13 protein-coding genes and 3 pseudogenes are annotated in these 15,776 nt (G+C 69.6%); 5 read left to right on the top strand and 11 right to left on the bottom strand.

Annotated elements, in window-relative coordinates:
• Positions 1-274 precede the first annotated feature (274 nt).
• A pseudogene (locus OG306_RS32355) lies at positions 275-1,241 on the top strand (IS5 family transposase).
• On the opposite strand, the gene OG306_RS32350 reads toward OG306_RS32355, so the two are convergent.
• Complete coding sequence (locus OG306_RS32350; RefSeq protein ID WP_371665945.1) at positions 1,178-1,774, bottom strand: GNAT family N-acetyltransferase; 597 nt, start codon at positions 1,772-1,774, stop codon at positions 1,178-1,180. The pseudogene OG306_RS32355 and the gene OG306_RS32350 sit on opposite strands and share 64 nt — an antisense overlap.
• Positions 1,775-2,063: 289 nt before the next feature.
• Between OG306_RS32350 and OG306_RS32345 the strand changes: the two genes are divergently transcribed.
• Complete coding sequence (locus tag OG306_RS32345) at positions 2,064-2,819, top strand: transposase family protein (protein ID WP_266749727.1); 756 nt, start codon at positions 2,064-2,066, stop codon at positions 2,817-2,819.
• 264 nt (positions 2,820-3,083) lie between these two features.
• On the opposite strand, the gene OG306_RS32340 is transcribed toward OG306_RS32345, so the two are convergent.
• Positions 3,084-4,523 (bottom strand): cytochrome D1 domain-containing protein, encoded by a 1,440-nt coding sequence (locus tag OG306_RS32340; protein WP_266749730.1) that lies wholly within the window; start codon positions 4,521-4,523, stop codon positions 3,084-3,086.
• A 590-nt stretch (positions 4,524-5,113) separates the two neighbouring features.
• On the opposite strand from OG306_RS32340, the gene OG306_RS32335 reads away from it, so the two are divergent.
• From OG306_RS32335 to OG306_RS32325, 3 genes are all read left to right on the top strand, one after another.
• The gene (locus OG306_RS32335) at positions 5,114-5,869 is read left to right on the top strand and encodes a transposase family protein (RefSeq protein ID WP_266749727.1); all 756 of its coding nucleotides are present in this window, start codon (positions 5,114-5,116) and stop codon (positions 5,867-5,869) included.
• A gap of 57 nt (positions 5,870-5,926) precedes the next feature.
• Positions 5,927-6,124 (top strand): integrase, encoded by a 198-nt coding sequence (locus OG306_RS32330; RefSeq protein ID WP_266749726.1) that lies wholly within the window; start codon positions 5,927-5,929, stop codon positions 6,122-6,124.
• A gap of 754 nt (positions 6,125-6,878) precedes the next feature.
• On the top strand, positions 6,879-8,285 hold the full coding sequence (locus tag OG306_RS32325) for an IS4 family transposase (RefSeq protein ID WP_266749724.1): 1,407 nt from the start codon (positions 6,879-6,881) through the stop codon (positions 8,283-8,285).
• A 137-nt stretch (positions 8,286-8,422) separates the two neighbouring features.
• Here the strand turns inward: OG306_RS32325 and OG306_RS32320 are convergent.
• The 9 genes and pseudogenes from OG306_RS32320 to OG306_RS32280 all read right to left on the bottom strand — a co-directional run.
• Positions 8,423-8,782: pseudogene (locus tag OG306_RS32320) on the bottom strand (arylsulfatase); the annotation flags it as partial.
• A gap of 76 nt (positions 8,783-8,858) precedes the next feature.
• On the bottom strand, positions 8,859-9,218 hold the full coding sequence (locus OG306_RS32315) for a GNAT family N-acetyltransferase (RefSeq protein WP_266750718.1): 360 nt from the start codon (positions 9,216-9,218) through the stop codon (positions 8,859-8,861).
• A gap of 99 nt (positions 9,219-9,317) precedes the next feature.
• Positions 9,318-9,524, bottom strand: a complete 207-nt coding sequence (locus OG306_RS32310; RefSeq protein WP_266749721.1) for a hypothetical protein — start codon at positions 9,522-9,524, stop codon at positions 9,318-9,320.
• Positions 9,521-10,432 (bottom strand): alpha/beta hydrolase, encoded by a 912-nt coding sequence (locus OG306_RS32305; protein WP_371665944.1) that lies wholly within the window; start codon positions 10,430-10,432, stop codon positions 9,521-9,523. The genes OG306_RS32310 and OG306_RS32305 overlap by 4 nt, the downstream gene beginning before the upstream one ends.
• Positions 10,433-10,504: 72 nt before the next feature.
• On the bottom strand, positions 10,505-10,738 hold the full coding sequence (locus OG306_RS32300) for an acyl-CoA carboxylase subunit epsilon (protein ID WP_266749719.1): 234 nt from the start codon (positions 10,736-10,738) through the stop codon (positions 10,505-10,507).
• Positions 10,735-12,369 (bottom strand): acyl-CoA carboxylase subunit beta, encoded by a 1,635-nt coding sequence (locus tag OG306_RS32295; RefSeq protein WP_371665943.1) that lies wholly within the window; start codon positions 12,367-12,369, stop codon positions 10,735-10,737. Before OG306_RS32295 ends, OG306_RS32300 begins: the two co-directional genes overlap by 4 nt.
• A 13-nt stretch (positions 12,370-12,382) precedes the next feature.
• Complete coding sequence (locus tag OG306_RS32290) at positions 12,383-13,198, bottom strand: 4'-phosphopantetheinyl transferase family protein (RefSeq protein ID WP_266749717.1); 816 nt, start codon at positions 13,196-13,198, stop codon at positions 12,383-12,385.
• Between the two features lie 77 nt (positions 13,199-13,275).
• Entirely contained in the window at positions 13,276-14,736 is a 1,461-nt protein-coding gene (locus OG306_RS32285) for an MFS transporter (RefSeq protein ID WP_266749715.1), read from the bottom strand.
• 97 nt (positions 14,737-14,833) lie between these two features.
• A pseudogene (locus tag OG306_RS32280) lies at positions 14,834-15,637 on the bottom strand (transposase); the annotation flags it as partial.
• Between the last annotated feature and the right edge of the window lie 139 nt (positions 15,638-15,776).

The following is a 15,776-nucleotide window of genomic DNA, read 5'->3' as shown; positions in this document are numbered from 1 at the left end:
ACTGAGCAACTCTAGGAGAGGTGACTGACACTGTCAGCCACACAAAAGACCAGCTCATCATGCCTGCCGAGTGCAAGAGATCCAGATAACGGCCTGCTCGTCGGTCAGGAACTCCACTGGCATGAGCGTGAAGCTATCGGCGCTCGCAGTCGGTCTGGGATCTTCCCCAGAACCCCGCTGCCGGGCCTGACACCTGCTAGGGCGTGTTCCAGGTTCAGATCACTGTTGGGTCAAATCGCTCCGCCGGAGTGGCTCGGGACGGTAGACATCCGGGGTGACGCGAGGCGATCTGACGGATGCAGAGTGGGAGTTGTTCGAGCCGCACCTGCCGCTCGGCGTGAGCGGACCGATCCCTGACCTGCGTAAACAATTGAACGCGGTGATGTGGAGGTTCCGGACCGGGAGCCCGTGGCGCGACATCCCCGAACGCTACGGGTCCTGGTCCACCGTCTACGGCCGCTTCCAGAAGTGGGCCCTTGCGGGCACCTTCGAGACGCTGATGGAGCGGATGATCGCCGAGGCAGCCCGGCGAGGACAGGCCGATCTGGACCTGGTCAGCGTCGATTCCACCGTCGCACGCGCGCATCACCACGCGGCCGGCATGGCCGTCGACCCCGAGCTCCTGGAGGAACTGGTGAAAGCCGCCCAGGAGGAAAAGGGGCTCCAGCAAAGGGACAATCCGCCCAGGTGACGGCCGAAGGCGACCCGGTCGAGGAAGCGTTACGTGCCGAACGACGACGGATACGCCGCCGCCACAAGGCCCGCCTGAAAGCTGCCGCGTTGGGGCGCTCGCGGGGCGGGCTGACGGTCAAGACGCACCTGGCCACCGACCGGCGGTGCCGCCCGCTGTCGTTCGTGGTGACGCCGGGACAGGCGGCCGACAGTCCGCGTTTCGCCGCGGTCCTCGACCGAGTCAGGATCCGTGGGCCGGTCGGTCGGCCCCGCACCCGCCCCGGGGCCGTCGCCGCCGACAAGGCGTATTCCAAACGCCGGATCCAGGCGGTGATCCCGGAGAGGAAGGACCAGGCCGCCCACCGCAGGAAGCGAGGCTCGAAGGGCGGCCGCCCCTCTCCCACGACGCCGAGCTTTACAAGGAGAGGAACACCGTCGAGCGCGGCATCAACAAGATCAAGGAATGGCGAGGGCTGGCCACCCGCTACGACAAGACTCCTACCAGCTACCTCGCCGGACTCCACCTACGCGGATCGATCATCTGGCTCCGGAGTCTCCGCCCCACGTGATCCGAACCTGGAACACGCCCTAGCCCCGGCCGACGTTCGCAGATGGCCCGGTCTGGTTCGTTGGGGTCAGCGTAATAGTTGGCGTAGACATGGAGGTAGTGCCGGCTCTCGGTGAAGCCCATCGCCCGATACCAGCGCAGCGTCGCGGGGTCGTCCCTCGTCCAGGCATCCAACGTCGTTACACCCAGCGCGCTAACACGGGCGCGTGCCTCGGTGAGGAGGGTACGGCCAAGGCCCTGGTGCTGGTAGTCCGGGTGGACAGCGACGGTGTCGATGGTCGCCAGTTCGTCGTCGACAGAGACGTCAATGATCCCTGTGACAGTTTCCTGCTCTGCCGTTGCGACCAGTGCGAAGCCCGGGGCGGGCGTCTCGGGCTTGGCTGTCAGGACGTCGTCGAAGTAGGGGGTGTCCAAGAACGAGAGCACCCGGCAGCGCAGCCAGGAAACCTCGTCGGCAGGGCGGTACTCACGTATGACGTGGTTCAAGGCGGTGATCCTCAATGTGCGTGGCGAAGTTCGGACGACGGTGGTCACGGCATTGAGAGATCACGACGGAGATTGTGCGCACTGCCCCGCGCCTTGGCAATCGGTTTTGTCGGCCTATCGGACGACCAGGCGTACGCGGTCTCACACGACCCAGCCCCTCGCAATCGAACACCGAGGTGACGCTCCGCGACTGCTCCCCAAGATCTGTGCCAGAACCCGCTACTGAGCCCTTCCAATCTGACGGCGGCGCTGTCGAGGCGGGCTGCTGTACAACGCGAAGAAGCTCCTGGTAGACGGGTTCACGACCAAGATCACCCGTGTCCGCCTGGAGCTTCGCGTGCTTGTCTACCCGTCGTCGATCGATCTGTCCAGCCACACCCTGCGCTATCTGACAGGACAACTCCGTGCCCGGGAGCGCGAGATCGGAACGCGGTGGCGACGGTTGCCGGTGGGCCGGCAGGCCCTGCTCGCCCTGGCCCACTTGAGGTGCGGTGACACTTACGCCCAGCTCGCGGCCGGGTTCCGCATTGGTGTCGCGACGGCCTATCGCTACATACGCGAAGCCGTCGACGTCCTGGCCGCCCTCGCCCCGACCCTGGCCGAAGCGATGAAGACCATGCGGACGAAGGCGTTCGTGATCCTGGACGGCACCCTGCTACCTATCGACCGGATTGCCGCAGACACCCCGTACTACTCCGGGAAGCACAAACGCCACGGCATGAACGTCCAGGTCCTCACCGACCCGTTCGGACGCCTGTTGTGGGCCTCGCCCGCACTACCGGGCTCGACCCACGACCTGACCGCCGCACGTACTCACGGCATCATCGATGCCCTCGTCGACGCGGACGTGAAGTGCTGGGCGGACAAGGCATACCAAGGCGCCGGCCGCCCGGTCCGGGTCCCGTTCCGCGGCCGACGACTCAAGCGGTGGAAGCGACGGCACAACAGCACCCACGCCAGGATCCGCTGCCTCGGCGAGCAAGCCATGGCCACCCTGAAGGGCTGGCGCCTCCTGCGCAAACTCCGCTGCAGTACCAACCGGATCACCGACATCGTGAAGGCCATCGTCGCCCTTCATCACGCCTCAACCTGAGGTTGGAATAGGCTCAGTGCCCCCGAAACACCAACGGAGACCAACGCGTCCCAACGCCCTGACCTGCATCTTTGACATGAGTCCCAGGTCGGCGATCCTCCAGGGCCTAATTCGGGACGAAGGGGTCGTTCGTTCCTACCTGGCACGCCTCAAGCTCACGGGACGATCGCTCGCGCCAAAGGTGGGGGCCGCGCCATGCGGAGATGGCGCGGCCCTTCTTCTTCCGCCCGTGTTCCTGTCGTGTTTGCTGTCCGTGGCGGGTCGTCAGTCGTGGTGTGGCTGCTGCTTGCTGGGCACGTCGTACCTGGTGTCGTGCTTTCCGGTCTGGTGCTTCTTGTCGTGTCTCCTGTTGTGGCGGTGCTGCTTTTCGCAGTGTCTGCTGCGGTTGATGGTGGTGGGGTCGGTGGCGGTGTCGGGGGTGCTGCCGCCTCCGGTGACGGTGACGGTGTTGGTGATCTGCTTCGGTGCTCTGCAGGACGCTTTGACCGTGAGCGTGATGGTCGGGTAGTTGCCGCCGGGGGCGAGGGTGTCGCTGCGGGTGCAGGTCAGTGTGGCGCGGGTGCAGGCCCATCCGGTGCCGCGGAGCGAAACGGGGGTCAGCCCCGTGGGCAGGGTGTCGGTCACGGTGACGGTGGTGCCGTCGGTCGAGCCGGTGCCGTTGTTGGTGACCGTGATCGAGTAGGTGTTCTTCTTGCCCCGAGCGAACGCGCCGTGGTGGGTCTTGGCGACGGTCAGGGAGGGGGGCGGGGGTGGCGGCGTGCCGATGGCCACACCGGACGGGGTAAGGCCGGCGGGGACGGTGGCGGTGACCGTGATGGTGGTGGTGTCGATCACCGACACATCGTTCGACCCGGCATCGGCGACGTAGGCGTGGGTACCGTCGGGGGTGATGGCCACACCGAACGGGTTGCTGACGCCGGGGATGGTGGCGGTGACCGTGTTCGTGGACGTGTCGATCACCGACACATCGTTCGAGGCGTTGTTGGTGACGTAGGCGTGGGTACCGTCGGGGGTGATGGCCACGCCGAACGGGCTGGCGCCGACGGGGATGGTGGCGGTGACCGTGTTCGTGGCCGTGTCGATCACCGACACCGTGGCCGACCCGAAATCGGTGACGTAGGCGCGGGTGCCGTCGGGGGTGATGGCCACACCGCGCAGGCTGGTGCCGACGGGGATGGTGGCGGTGACCGTGTTCGTCGCCGTGTCGATCACCGACACTGTGCCGAAAGCCTGATTGGTGACGTAGGCGTGGGTACCGTCGGGAGTGATGGCCACACCGAGCGGCAAGGCGAAGCCGGGGATGGTGGCGGTGACCGTGTTCGTGGTGGTGTCGATCACCGACACCGTGCTCGAGCCGCTGTTGGTGACGTAGGCGTGGGTACCGTCGGGGGTGATGGCCACGCCGAACGGGCTGGCGCCGACGGGGATGGTGGCGGTGACCGTGTCAGTGGCCGTGTCGATCACCGACACCGCGGCCGAAAGGAAATTGGCGACGTAGGCGCGGGTGCCGTCGGGGGTGATGGCCACAGCGAGCGGGCGGTTGCCGACGGGGATGGTGGCGGTGACCGTGTTAGTGGCCGTGTCGATCACCGACACCGTGTTCGAATTCTGATTGGTGACGTAGGCGTTCGGCGTGGGGGCGGCCGCCCGCGCCGGGGCGGCAGCCAGGACTGGCAGGGACAGTCCCGCCAGCATGGCCAGCATGGCTAGGGCCCCAATGACCGGTCGCAAGATGCCCGGGCGTGGCCCGGGCCTGCTCTTGTCCGGTACCGGGCTGCCCTGCGGCCCGGGCTGCTTTCCCGCATGTGGGATCACGAAAGCCTCGCTTCGTCAGGAAGGGCTGCCGCGACCGGACATACCGTGGGCGCCGACAGCGCACCGCAGCCACACACAACATGTGACCGCACGTCACTCTACGTAGCTTGTTGCTGGCAGGGCGGACAGCACTCCGCAACCAAAGCGTTAAGCCAAGCCGTTGGGCGCACACCGCATACGACCCGATCGACTGACCATCAGACCGACTCTCACGACCGCCCGCGGCCGGCGCGGCCGGCGGCACACACTGCGGTGTGACCGCGCCCTGCTGTGGAAGATGTCCCGGGCCGATCCCACGTGACCGCAGGGCCTGGATCAAAGACGAAGTGCGCCTCTGCGCAGGAAGCCAACGGCGCAGCCTCACTGAGCCCTTTCCAATCTGACGGCGGCGCTGTCGAGGCGGGCTGCTGTACAACGCGAAGAAGCTCCTGGTAGACGGGTTCACGACCAAGATCACCCGTGTCCGCCAGGAGCTTCGCGTGCTTGTCTACCCGTCGTCGATCGATCTGTCCAGCCACACCCTGCGCTATCTGACAGGACAACTCCGTGCCCGGGAGCGCGAGATCGGAACGCGGTGGCGACGGTTGCCGGTGGGCCGGCAGGCCCTGCTCGCCCTGGCCCACTTGAGGTGCGGTGACACCTACGCCCAGCTCGCGGCCGGGTTCCGCATTGGTGTCGCGACGGCCTATCGCTACATACGCGAAGCCGTCGACGTCCTGGCCGCCCTCGCCCCGACCCTGGCCGAAGCGATGAAGACCATGCGGACGAAGGCGTTCGTGATCCTGGACGGCACCCTGCTACCTATCGACCGGATTGCCGCAGACACCCCGTACTACTCCGGGAAGCACAAACGCCACGGCATGAACGTCCAGGTCCTCACCGACCCGTTCGGACGCCTGTTGTGGGCCTCGCCCGCACTACCGGGCTCGACCCACGACCTGACCGCCGCACGTACTCACGGCATCATCGATGCCCTCGTCGACGCGGACGTGAAGTGCTGGGCGGACAAGGCATACCAAGGCGCCGGCCGCCCGGTCCGGGTCCCGTTCCGCGGCCGACGACTCAAGCGGTGGAAGCGACGGCACAACAGCACCCACGCCAGGATCCGCTGCCTCGGCGAGCAAGCCATGGCCACCCTGAAGGGCTGGCGCCTCCTGCGCAAACTCCGCTGCAGTACCAACCGGATCACCGACATCGTGAAGGCCATCGTCGCCCTTCATCACGCCTCAACCTGAGGTTGGAAAAGGCTCAGTCCTGCGCGCATTCGCGCCACTTGGAACGGCACGGGAAGCGTGGCGGAAGCCTCACGGGCATTCGGTTTTTCGCGGGCGACCGGTTACGACTTGGTTCGACGCGGTGCGTTCCCGTGCCGTGTGCTACGCATCGGGCGCACCACGCGAGTCGTCACCGCGTCCTTGCTCCGTGTACTCGAAAGCGGGGAGCCCGAGTACAGCAGCAGGCCGGTCAGCGCCTCAGCCGAAGGGTCTTGAGGGTTTGAGACCAGGACGGCGCCGTATGGGTGAGGCAGTGACCCGAGAGCGCCCCGCGATTGGCATGCCTTGGCGAAGTCGCGGTAGCGCTCAGGCACGACGACGCCCCGGCACGGTGGTGCTTGCCGGCCGGGGCGTCGTCGTGTCACGAGGTGTCACAGTCTCTGCGGGGCGAGATAGACCGAGCGCTGCTCACCATGCATTATTCGCACCGTCTGGACTGTGTGGACTGTCGTGAACGGGTCCTACGACCTGTGCCATGTGGTACCGAGATAGGGGCCCAGGACCAGGACCGGTGCGTCTTCTGGCCCGTCAAAGCGGTATTGGAGGGTGTTCGGTGGTGTCTCGCTCACCTGCCTCACGCTCTCATATCTCACAATCTCTCACGACCGCGCGGTCTGTCCCTCTCCGGACCCATGCAGTCCGCCCCACACTGTGGCAGCTCCACGAAGATCCCCCACACCCGGCTTGACGTACCAGTTCTTCGTGGTCTTGACGTTCGTATGTCCCGCCCACCGAGCCAACAGGTGGTCCGGCACGCCCTTGTTGGCCAGGTACGTGAAGCAGGACGCCCGAGCGTCGTACAGGCGCACCTGACGGAGCCCTAGCAGCTCCGTGATCCGGTATGCCCGTCACCGTCAACACCGTTGCGTTTGGCCCCTGAGCTGTACGTCAAGCCCTGCTGAACAGCGCAACGGGACCACCTGATAGATCAACGATCGGCGAAGAAAGTCGGTCAAGATCAGGGGTCCCGTTGCAGGAGAAGTCTGTCATCACGTCCACGATCGAGACAGCCCGGGGTGTGTTCGCGCCGGGTCATCTGGGAGAGTTGACCCAGGTCGTGGACTTTGCGCTGGTGGACGCGGTGCTGGAGGAGACCGGCCGGCGCGAGAAGCGCCTGCGGCTGCTGCCTTCGCGGGTGGTGGTGTACTTCGTGCTCGCTCTCGCACTGTTCGAACACCGCTCGTACCGCACGGTGTGGTCCAAGCTGACCGCCGCCCTGACCCCGCTGGCCCTGGTGCATCCTGCGGTCTCCTCGCTGACGCGGGCCAGGCGCAGGGTGGGGGCCGCACCTCTGCGGCGTCTGTTCGAGACGCTTGCCGGGCCCGTCGCCCGCCCCGGGCAGGCCGGGTCCTTCTACCGGGGCCTGCGCACGGTGGCCGTCGACGGGACCCTGCTGCACACCCCCGACGACGAGACGCTCACCTGGCGCTACCCCAAACGGGCCGGGGAGGGTCTGGAGTTCGGCTATCCGCTCCTGCGGCTGCTGGCCCTGGTCGAGTGCGGCACCCGCGCGCTCATAGCCGCCGCCTTCGGACCGGAGCCCGAGGGCGAACTCCCCTATGCCAAGCGGCTTCTGACCGCCCTGGACAAGACGATGCTCCTGCTGGCCGACGCGGCCTTCGACGGCAGCGAGTTCCTTGATGCCGTCCATCAGAGCGGGGCCCGGTTCCTGGTGCGCTCCGGGGCCCGCCGCGTCCCCACCCCCGCCGAGCACCTGGGCGACGGCTCCTACATCGCCCGCACCGGCTACGGCGTCCTGCGGGTACTGCTGCCGGTGCGCGTGATCGAGGCGACCCTCATCGTCACCTTGGCCGATGGCACCGTCCGCACCGAGCGGTGGCGGCTGATCACCAACCTGCTGGACCCCGTCCGTTATCCGGCCGCCGAGCTCGTTGATCTCTATCACCGCAGGTGGCAGGCGGAAACTACGTACTTTTCGATCAAGGCCACGATGCTCGACGGCCGCGTCCTGCGCTCCCGCAGTATCGATGGCCTCGACCAGGAGGTCTACGCCCTGCTCACCGCCTACCAGGCTCTGATCCGCACCGGCGACGACGCCCTGACCGGACGGCCGGAAGTACCCATGGAACGGATCAGTTTCACCGTCCTACTGGCCGCCGCAACCGACACCGTCACTGCCGGCCATGGAATCTTCCCCAACACCCTCATCGACCTGGTCGGCACGATCGGCCACGCCGCCCTGGACGCCCTCCTGCCCGCCCACCGACGGCAACGAGTGAAGGCCCGCACACGCAAGAACCCCACCAGCAAGTACGGCCCGAACGCCGGACAGCACCCCCAGAAGGCCCAGAACTACACCGTCCACACCACCGTTGCATTCTTCGCCCACGGCCTCAATGGCCGCTCACGGCCCTAACGCAACGGTGTTGCCGTCGGCGTAGTTGCCTGATGTTCCGCGCCGGCGCCGCCACGGCGAGCCACGCGGCATTGGCCCGGAAATGGCCGGACGGGGCGTGAGCGAAGGCACTGTTCCCTCCTCGTCGAGCAGGGAAGGGTCGGCGCCAGGGTGTCGCCCAGCGCCGCGAGGACCACCACGCGATCCCGTTCCGCGGCAGCGGCCGCCATGGGACGGTCGACACGCAGCACGGGAGCTCCGGCCGTCGCCCCGGCCGACTCCGCGACCCCGCCGATCGTCGAACACGTGCAGAGAACGGCGGACGCACCCTCGGCGACCGCGCCCGCGAGCAGCGCCCGGATCTCGTCCGACACCGCTTCCGGGCCCTCGTCCCTGGCCCGGGCGAGCAGGTCCTCGGACACGAGATGGCGCAGGGCGAGTCCGGGATGATCCGTGTCCCGGAGCGCGTCGAAGACCGGGTCGTGGACCGGGGAGGTGTGCAGCAGTGCGAGTGTCATCGGCCGAACGTACAACTCCGCGGACCAGGTCGGATCATCGGCCGAGTGGTTCGGTGCAGCCCGCCCGTGTGGGTTACTACAGCTCGGGGTGGGACGCGAGCTGTGCCTTCGCCCGCTCCACCAGTTCGGCCGGCGCCTCGGGAGCCTGGTCGGGGTGACGCTCCGCCCACTTCGCGGCGTACGGGCAGAGCGGGACGACGGGGACGCCCTCGCGGCCCGCCATGGCGTAGAACTCCTGGACGAGGGCGCCCGCGATGCCCTTGCCCTCGTGGCCGGGCTCGACGACGGTGTGCACGGCGACGAGCGCGGCGGGGTCGCCGTCCATCACGACGTACGCGATGACTCCGGCGGCCTTGCCGTTCTCGTACGCGAGGAGGTTGCCGCTCGCGCGGTCGTCGCGGATGTCGAGTTCGATCCGGCCGGTCTGTTCTGCCATGACGGGCGCTCCCTCGGGGGTCGAGCCGGGGTCAGCACGCCGCGGGGACGGCGTGCGGGCTCCGTTCGGTGGCGGTGCCGGGCCCCGACAGAGTCAATCTCAGTCGGTCCCGCGGAATATGTGCTGGTCGGGGGCGTCCAGGTCCTCACCGGCCAGGAGGGCGGGCCGTAACGGGCGCACCGGATGCCGGGGCCCGGCCGTCTGCGCCGGGCGCGCGAGCACGATCGGGCGCGGCGGCAGCGGCGACCGCACCAGCGTGGAGTCGTGGTCGAGCATGATGTACTGCATGGCGCCTCCCGTGTTCATACGGCCGCCCCCACAGGCCGACGCTGCGGCACCGCCGCGTCGCGTGCGAGGAGGCACTCCTCCAGGAATCCGCAGACCCGCAGGTGGTACGTGCGGGCCGCCCAGCCGAGGCTGATGTTGTGGCCCGCGTCGGGCTGGTGGTCGACGCGCACCCGGGCCGACGCGAGCGGCCGGGTCAGGGCCGCCACGGCCTCCTCGTCGTACCGCCACCACTGCTCCTGCTCGGCGAACGTGAAGCGGACGGGGACCCGGACCCGTGCGGCCAGCTCCGGATACAGCTCCGGCCACAACGGCCCCTGCGCCGCCTCGATCTCCGGGACCGGGGAGACCAGCGCCTGCCCCAGCCGGAAGGCGTCCGGCGGGTAGAGGCGCAGGGCTCCCCAGTGCTTCCGCCAGTCGCCCTGCCCGTCGGGGCCCGGGAGTTGGTGCGGGGCGACGGCGACGCGGTTGCCGAGCCCGGAGATGTCCATGCCGATCAGTGCCTCGCCGAACGCGTCGGCGGCCGACAGGGCGAGCTTGCCCCCGTAGCTGTGGGCGACGAGGAACAGGCCGGTCCCGGTGTCGTACCGCGTCGAGAAGTCGGCCAGCGCGGCGCGCAGGACCGGCGCCGAGTCCTCCAGAGCCAGGCCGCGGGGCAGCCGCGCGGCGGAGAGTCCGTAACCGGGCCGGTCGACGGCGAGCACGGTGTAGCCGAGCTGGGCTCCCAGGGCGAGGAGGGAGAGACCGGGGCGGGCCCGGTTGTCGAAGTAGCCGGCGCGCATGCCTCCTCCGTGCAGGGCGACGAGGACGGCGCGGGGCACCGCGTCCACCGGCTCGGCGAGCAGGGCGGACAGGGTGAGGCCGTCGGCGTGCAGGGTGATCGCGCGGATCTGCGGTGCTGCGACGGCGACGGACGACAGCTGGGGCATCGGATCGGAACTCCTTTCACACGGACGGGTGGGTGGGGCGAGGACGGCTGGACCGCGGGCCGCGGGCCCGGCTCAGGACGTGCCGCTTCCCGATGCGCGCCAGCCACGCGGGTCGCGGTGCGGGGCCGCTCGTTCGGGGCGCCGCCAGCCGGCCGTGCGCGGGGGCCCGGCGCCGTCGCCCCCGTACGGCTCGGTTGCCGCGAGCCGGCTCAGGAGGACCGCGGTGAGGGCGGCGAGGTCTGCTGAGGTGGGCTGCCCCTTGACGATCCGGAAGGTGGTGGCGGTCTGCCCGCCGGGCGCGCTCACAGCGGCGGGTTGCCATGCTTGCGCGACGGCAGGTCGGCGTGTTTGTGGCGCAGCATCGCCAGGGACCTGATGATGACCCGCCGGGTCTGGCGCGGGTCGATCACGTCGTCCACGAGCCCGCGTTCGGCCGCGTAGTAGGGGTGCATGAGCTCGACCTGATACTCCTTGATCTTCTGCTGCCGCACCGCCTCCGGGTCGTCAGAGTCGTTGATCTCGCGGCGGAAGATGATGTTGGCCGCGCCCTCGGCGCCCATGACCGCGATCTCGTTCGAGGGCCATGCGAGCGCGAGGTCGGTGCCGATGGAGCGGGAGTCCATGACGATGTACGCGCCGCCGTACGCCTTGCGCAGGACCAGCGAGATACGGGGGACGGTGGCGTTGCAGTACGCGTAGAGCAGCTTCGCGCCCCGCCGGATGATGCCGTTGTGCTCCTGGTCCACGCCCGGCAGGAAGCCCGGTACGTCGATCAGCGTGACCAGGGGAATGTTGAAGGCGTCGCAGAACTGGACGAACCGTGCCGCCTTCTCTGAGGCGTTGATGTCGAGGACACCCGCGGAGGAGGCGGGCTGGTTGGCGACGATGCCCACGACCTCGCCGCCCATCCGGGACAGGGTGCAGACGATGTTGGTGGCCCAGGTTGGATGCACCTCGAAGTAGTCGCCGTCGTCGACGATCTCCTCGATCACGGTCCGGATGTCGTAGACCCGCTGCGGATCGTCGGGCACCAGCTCCAGCAGCCGGTCGGTGGGCCGGTCCTCCGGGTCGGTCGCCGGGGCGCCCGGGGGCAGGTCCCGGTTGTTGGACGGCAGCAGCGACAGCAGGTGGCGGACGTCCTCCATGCAGGCGCGCACGTCGTCGTACGCGAAGTGCGCCACGCCGGAGGTCGACGCGTGGACATCGGCTCCGCCCAGCCCGTTCTGGGTGATTTCCTCGCCCGTCACGGACCGCACGACGTCCGGGCCGGTGATGAACATCTGGGAGATCCCGCGGACCATGAAGACGAAATCGGTCAGCGCCGGCGAGTAGGCGGCGCCGCCCGCGCACGGGCCGAGCATGACGGAGATCTGCGGGATCACGCCGGACGCCTTGGTGTTGCGGAGGAAGATGCCGCCGTACCCGGCGAGCGCCGACACCCCCTCCTGGATGCGGGCGCCCGCACCGTCGTTGAGCGAGACCAGCGGGGCACCGGCGGCCAGGGCCATGTCCATGATCTTGTGGATCTTGGCCGCATGGGCCTCGCCCAGGGCCCCTCCGAAGATCCGGAAGTCATGGGCGTACAGGAAGACGGTCCGCCCGTGGACCGTTCCCCAACCGGTGATGACCCCGTCCGTGTAGGGGCGCTTGTCCTCCAGGCCGAAGCCGGTGGCCCGGTGCCTGCGCAACGGCTCGACCTCGGTGAACGTCTCCTCGTCGAGCAGCAGGTCGATCCGTTCGCGGGCAGTCAGCTTGCCCTTGGCGTGCTGGCGTTCGGTGGCTAGCGGATCGGGCCCCTTGCGGACCTCCTCCTTGATCAGGCCGAGCTCCTCCAGGCGTTCCATGGCCGTCCAGTGGCCCCGCGCGGTGAGCCGGGTGGCGGCCTGTGACGTGAGCTGGGGGGCGGTCTGTGCGGTGGTCTTCTCGTCGGTCGACATGGGTGCACGCTCCTCAACGTGAGCTTCGGGTGATCGTGCTGCCGGGGTTCGCGCCCGAGGGGCCGTCGCTGTACAGGGATTCCTCGGACAGCCACCGGACGGTGACGTGCTCCGGACGGTCGCCGGGCACCGCGATCGCCGCCGCGTGCTCCGGCCCGGCGGGAAGGTCGAGGACCGCCCAACGGGCGGGCCTGCGCCGAAGGTCGGACCCCAGATAGTCGGTGCGCGGGTGGCGGGACAGGCCGGTGCCCAGGGCCTTGAGGTACGCCTCCTTGCGGGTCCACAACCGGCCGAAGTGCGCCCGGCGCTCGCTCGGCGGCGCGGCCTCCAGTTCAGCCTGCTCCCCTGGGTGCAGTGCGCGGGCGCACGCCTCGACGGTCTCCGGGGACGGCAGCCGTTCGACGTCGACGCCGATGACGCGCGGGGCGACCGCGACGGCGATCAGGCCCCGGCTGTGCGCCAGGGAGAAGTGCAGCGGCGCGCCGGCGTGGACCACGGCGGGCCGGCCGTGCGGCCCCGCGCAGCCGGGACAGGGCTCCCGTACGAAGGCGAGAGCGGCGGGCGGCCGGTCGAGGTAACCGCCCAGCAGCCGCCGCAGCACCGTGTGCGCGGCCGCGTAGGCGGCGCGGTCGGACGGACGCGTGAAGGAGGCCGCGCGCCGGAGTTCGGCGGCGCTGAGTCCGGTGGGCTGTTGGGCGTGGTCTGCAGCCGGACGGCCGGGGAGAGGTGGGTGTACGAGCCAGACGTCCACGTGGCCGGGGTAGGGGCGCCGGTGGGGTGCGGCCGGTCGGTGGGCGTAGGCGGGGGCGGAAGTGTGCGCGGTGTCCATGGCTGTCCCTGGGGTCCGAGGGCCGGGGTCCGGAGGCGGTGGTCCGGTGCGCTCAGCGGGCCCCGGCCCTCGGACGGTCAGGGCGTTCCCGTACGCCGGGAGCGCAGGCCGGTGAGCGCGGTGAACAGGCCGAGGCCGCCGACCGCGGCGACCAGGGTCAACGCAGGCCGACAGGCCTGGGCGATCTCGGCCGGGGCCGCCCCCGCCGCTGGTGCGAACCCGGTGAGCAGCGCGGCCACGAGGGCCACCGAGACCGCGGCGCCCACCTGTACGGCGGTCTGGTAGAGGCCGCTGCCCGCACCCCGTTCGGTGGGCGACAGCTGCGAGGTCGCCTGGCTGTTCAGCGCGGCGAAGGCGAGCACGAAGCCGGCCCCCACCAGCAGCATCGTGGGCAGGATCCCGGTGGCGTACGTCGGTGGCCAGGGCGTTCGCAGGAGCAGCAGGTACCCGGCGAACGGGAGCAGCGCCCCGGCGGCGATCAGGCGCGGTGCGCCGAAGCGGGCGACGATCCGTCCGGAGAACAGCGCGGTCACGACGAGGGGCGCCGCGGCCGGCAGGAAGGCGGCGGCGGCCCGCAGGGGCGACCAGCCCGCCAGGCTCTGGAGCTGGTGGCTGAGGATGAACAGCAGCCCCAGATACGAGCCGTTCAGACAGGCCGCGCCGAGTGCCGAGCGGACCATCGCGCCGCTCCTGAGCGCTTCGAACCGCACGAGCGGCTGCGCCGAGGCGCGTTCGAGGGCGACGAAGAGAGTGAGCAGCACTCCGGCCAGGGCCAGCGGTCCGGTGGAGCGGACGTCGGCCCACCCGTGGGCGGGCACCGAGGTGATGCCCTGGACCAGCGCGAGCAGGCCGACGAGGAACGAGGCCGCGCTCGGGATGCCGTAACGTCGGCGGGCCGTGCTGGGTGGCCGCTCCGCCCGGTCCTCCTCCGCACCCGGGATCAGCCGCAGCCCCAGGACAAACAGCACCAGGACCGCCGGGGCCGGGAAGGCGAAGGTCAGCCGCCAGCTGAAGCCGGTCAGCCAGCCGGAGAGCAGGAGACCTGTCGTGAATCCTCCGGCGCCGAAGAGGGTGTAGACGGACAGGGCCCGGTTCCGGGGCGGGCCTTCAGGGAAGGCGGTCGCGATGATCGCGAGCCCGGTGGGTGCGGTCAGCGCTGCGCAGAAGCCCTTCACCACCCGGGTGGCGATGAGGAGCGAGGGGTCCTCGGCGAGGGCGCCGATCAGTGAGGCGGCGGCGAAGCCGAGGAGGGCGGCGAGATAGACCCGTCGCCGCCCCAGCAACGCCACGACGCGGGCGCCGAACAACATCAGGCCGCCGAAGCCGACGGCGAATCCGGTGATCGTCCACTGCATCGTGGTGAGGGGCGCGCCGAGGTCCGTGCCGATCGCGGGCAGCGCCACGAGCGCCACGGACACTTCGAGCGCGTCGATGAGCATGTTGCCGGCGAGCACGACCAGCAGCCCCCACATCCGGGGGCTCCACGGGGCGTGCGCCGGGGCGGGTGCGGTGTGCGGCGGTACGAAGGAGCTGGTCATGGTCCGGTGCTCCAGCGGGTCGGGTCGGGAGGGCGATCGGCCCGGGACGGGTCGCTGCCTTTCGCATCGGGGTCCGGCGGGGATGCTCCTATGGTTATCAAGCCGCAGGAGCAAGGTCGGTTCGGGTGATTCGCTCCGTTGGTGTGCTGGTCAAGGCGCGGTAGACCTCGCGGGCGACGAATCGTTTGAGACACCCCATGTCTTTCTTCGAGAGCCCTTCTTCGGTGCGGCGCTCGACGTAGGCGCGGGTGCGTTCGTCGAAGCGCATACGAGTCAGCACGATGGTGTGCAGGGCGTTGTTCGCAGCCCGGTCGCCGCTTCGGTTGAGGCGGTGGCGGTGGGTGCGGCCGGAGGAGGCCGCGATCGGGGCAACTCCGGCCAGGTGCGCGAACGCGGCCTCGGAGCGCATGCGTTCGGGGTTTTCCCCGGCTGAGGCCAGCAGTTGCCCGGGGGTCTCGGGGCCGACGCCGAACAGCTCCAGCAGGGCGGGAGCGGCCTGCTGCACGAGCGGGCCGAGCTCTGCATCCAGCTCGGCGATCTCCTCGTCCATCGCCTGGTGCCAGTGGGCCGGACAACGCAGGGCTGCGCGGGTCGCGGCCGGCGGACAGGACAGGTCGTCGCCGGGCCGCAGCCGGGAAAGTGTACGTATGAGTTCTGCTCGCTGCAGTCCGGCGACCTGCTCGCGCAGCATCGCGGGCGCGGAGACGAGCAGGCCACGGATCTGGTTCATCGCCTGCGCGCGGGCTTTGACCGCGCCGCGGCGGGCGATCCGCAGGACGCGTACCGCCTCGACCACGCCGTCCCTGCTCTTCGGGGTTCCGGTGGCCCGCCCGGACCACACGGCCGTCGCCGCGGCGTAGGCGTCGATCGGGTCGGACTTGCCCTGCATGCGCCGCGTCTGTGCTGCACACCATCGCCGTCTGCCAGATCCGCGACGGCGGGCGCGGGCAGGACTACTACCTCCGCAGGATCAGCGAGGGAAAGACGCCGTCCGAAGCCCGCAGGGCCCTCGAACGACGCCTGTCCAACGTGGTCCACCG

Origin of the sequence: Streptomyces sp. NBC_01241 (assembly GCF_041435435.1) — a bacterium.
Classification (GTDB): Bacteria; Actinomycetota; Actinomycetes; order Streptomycetales; family Streptomycetaceae; genus Streptomyces.
The sequence above is the reverse complement of the archived record's forward strand: the minus strand, read 5'-3'. Positions and strand labels throughout refer to the sequence as shown.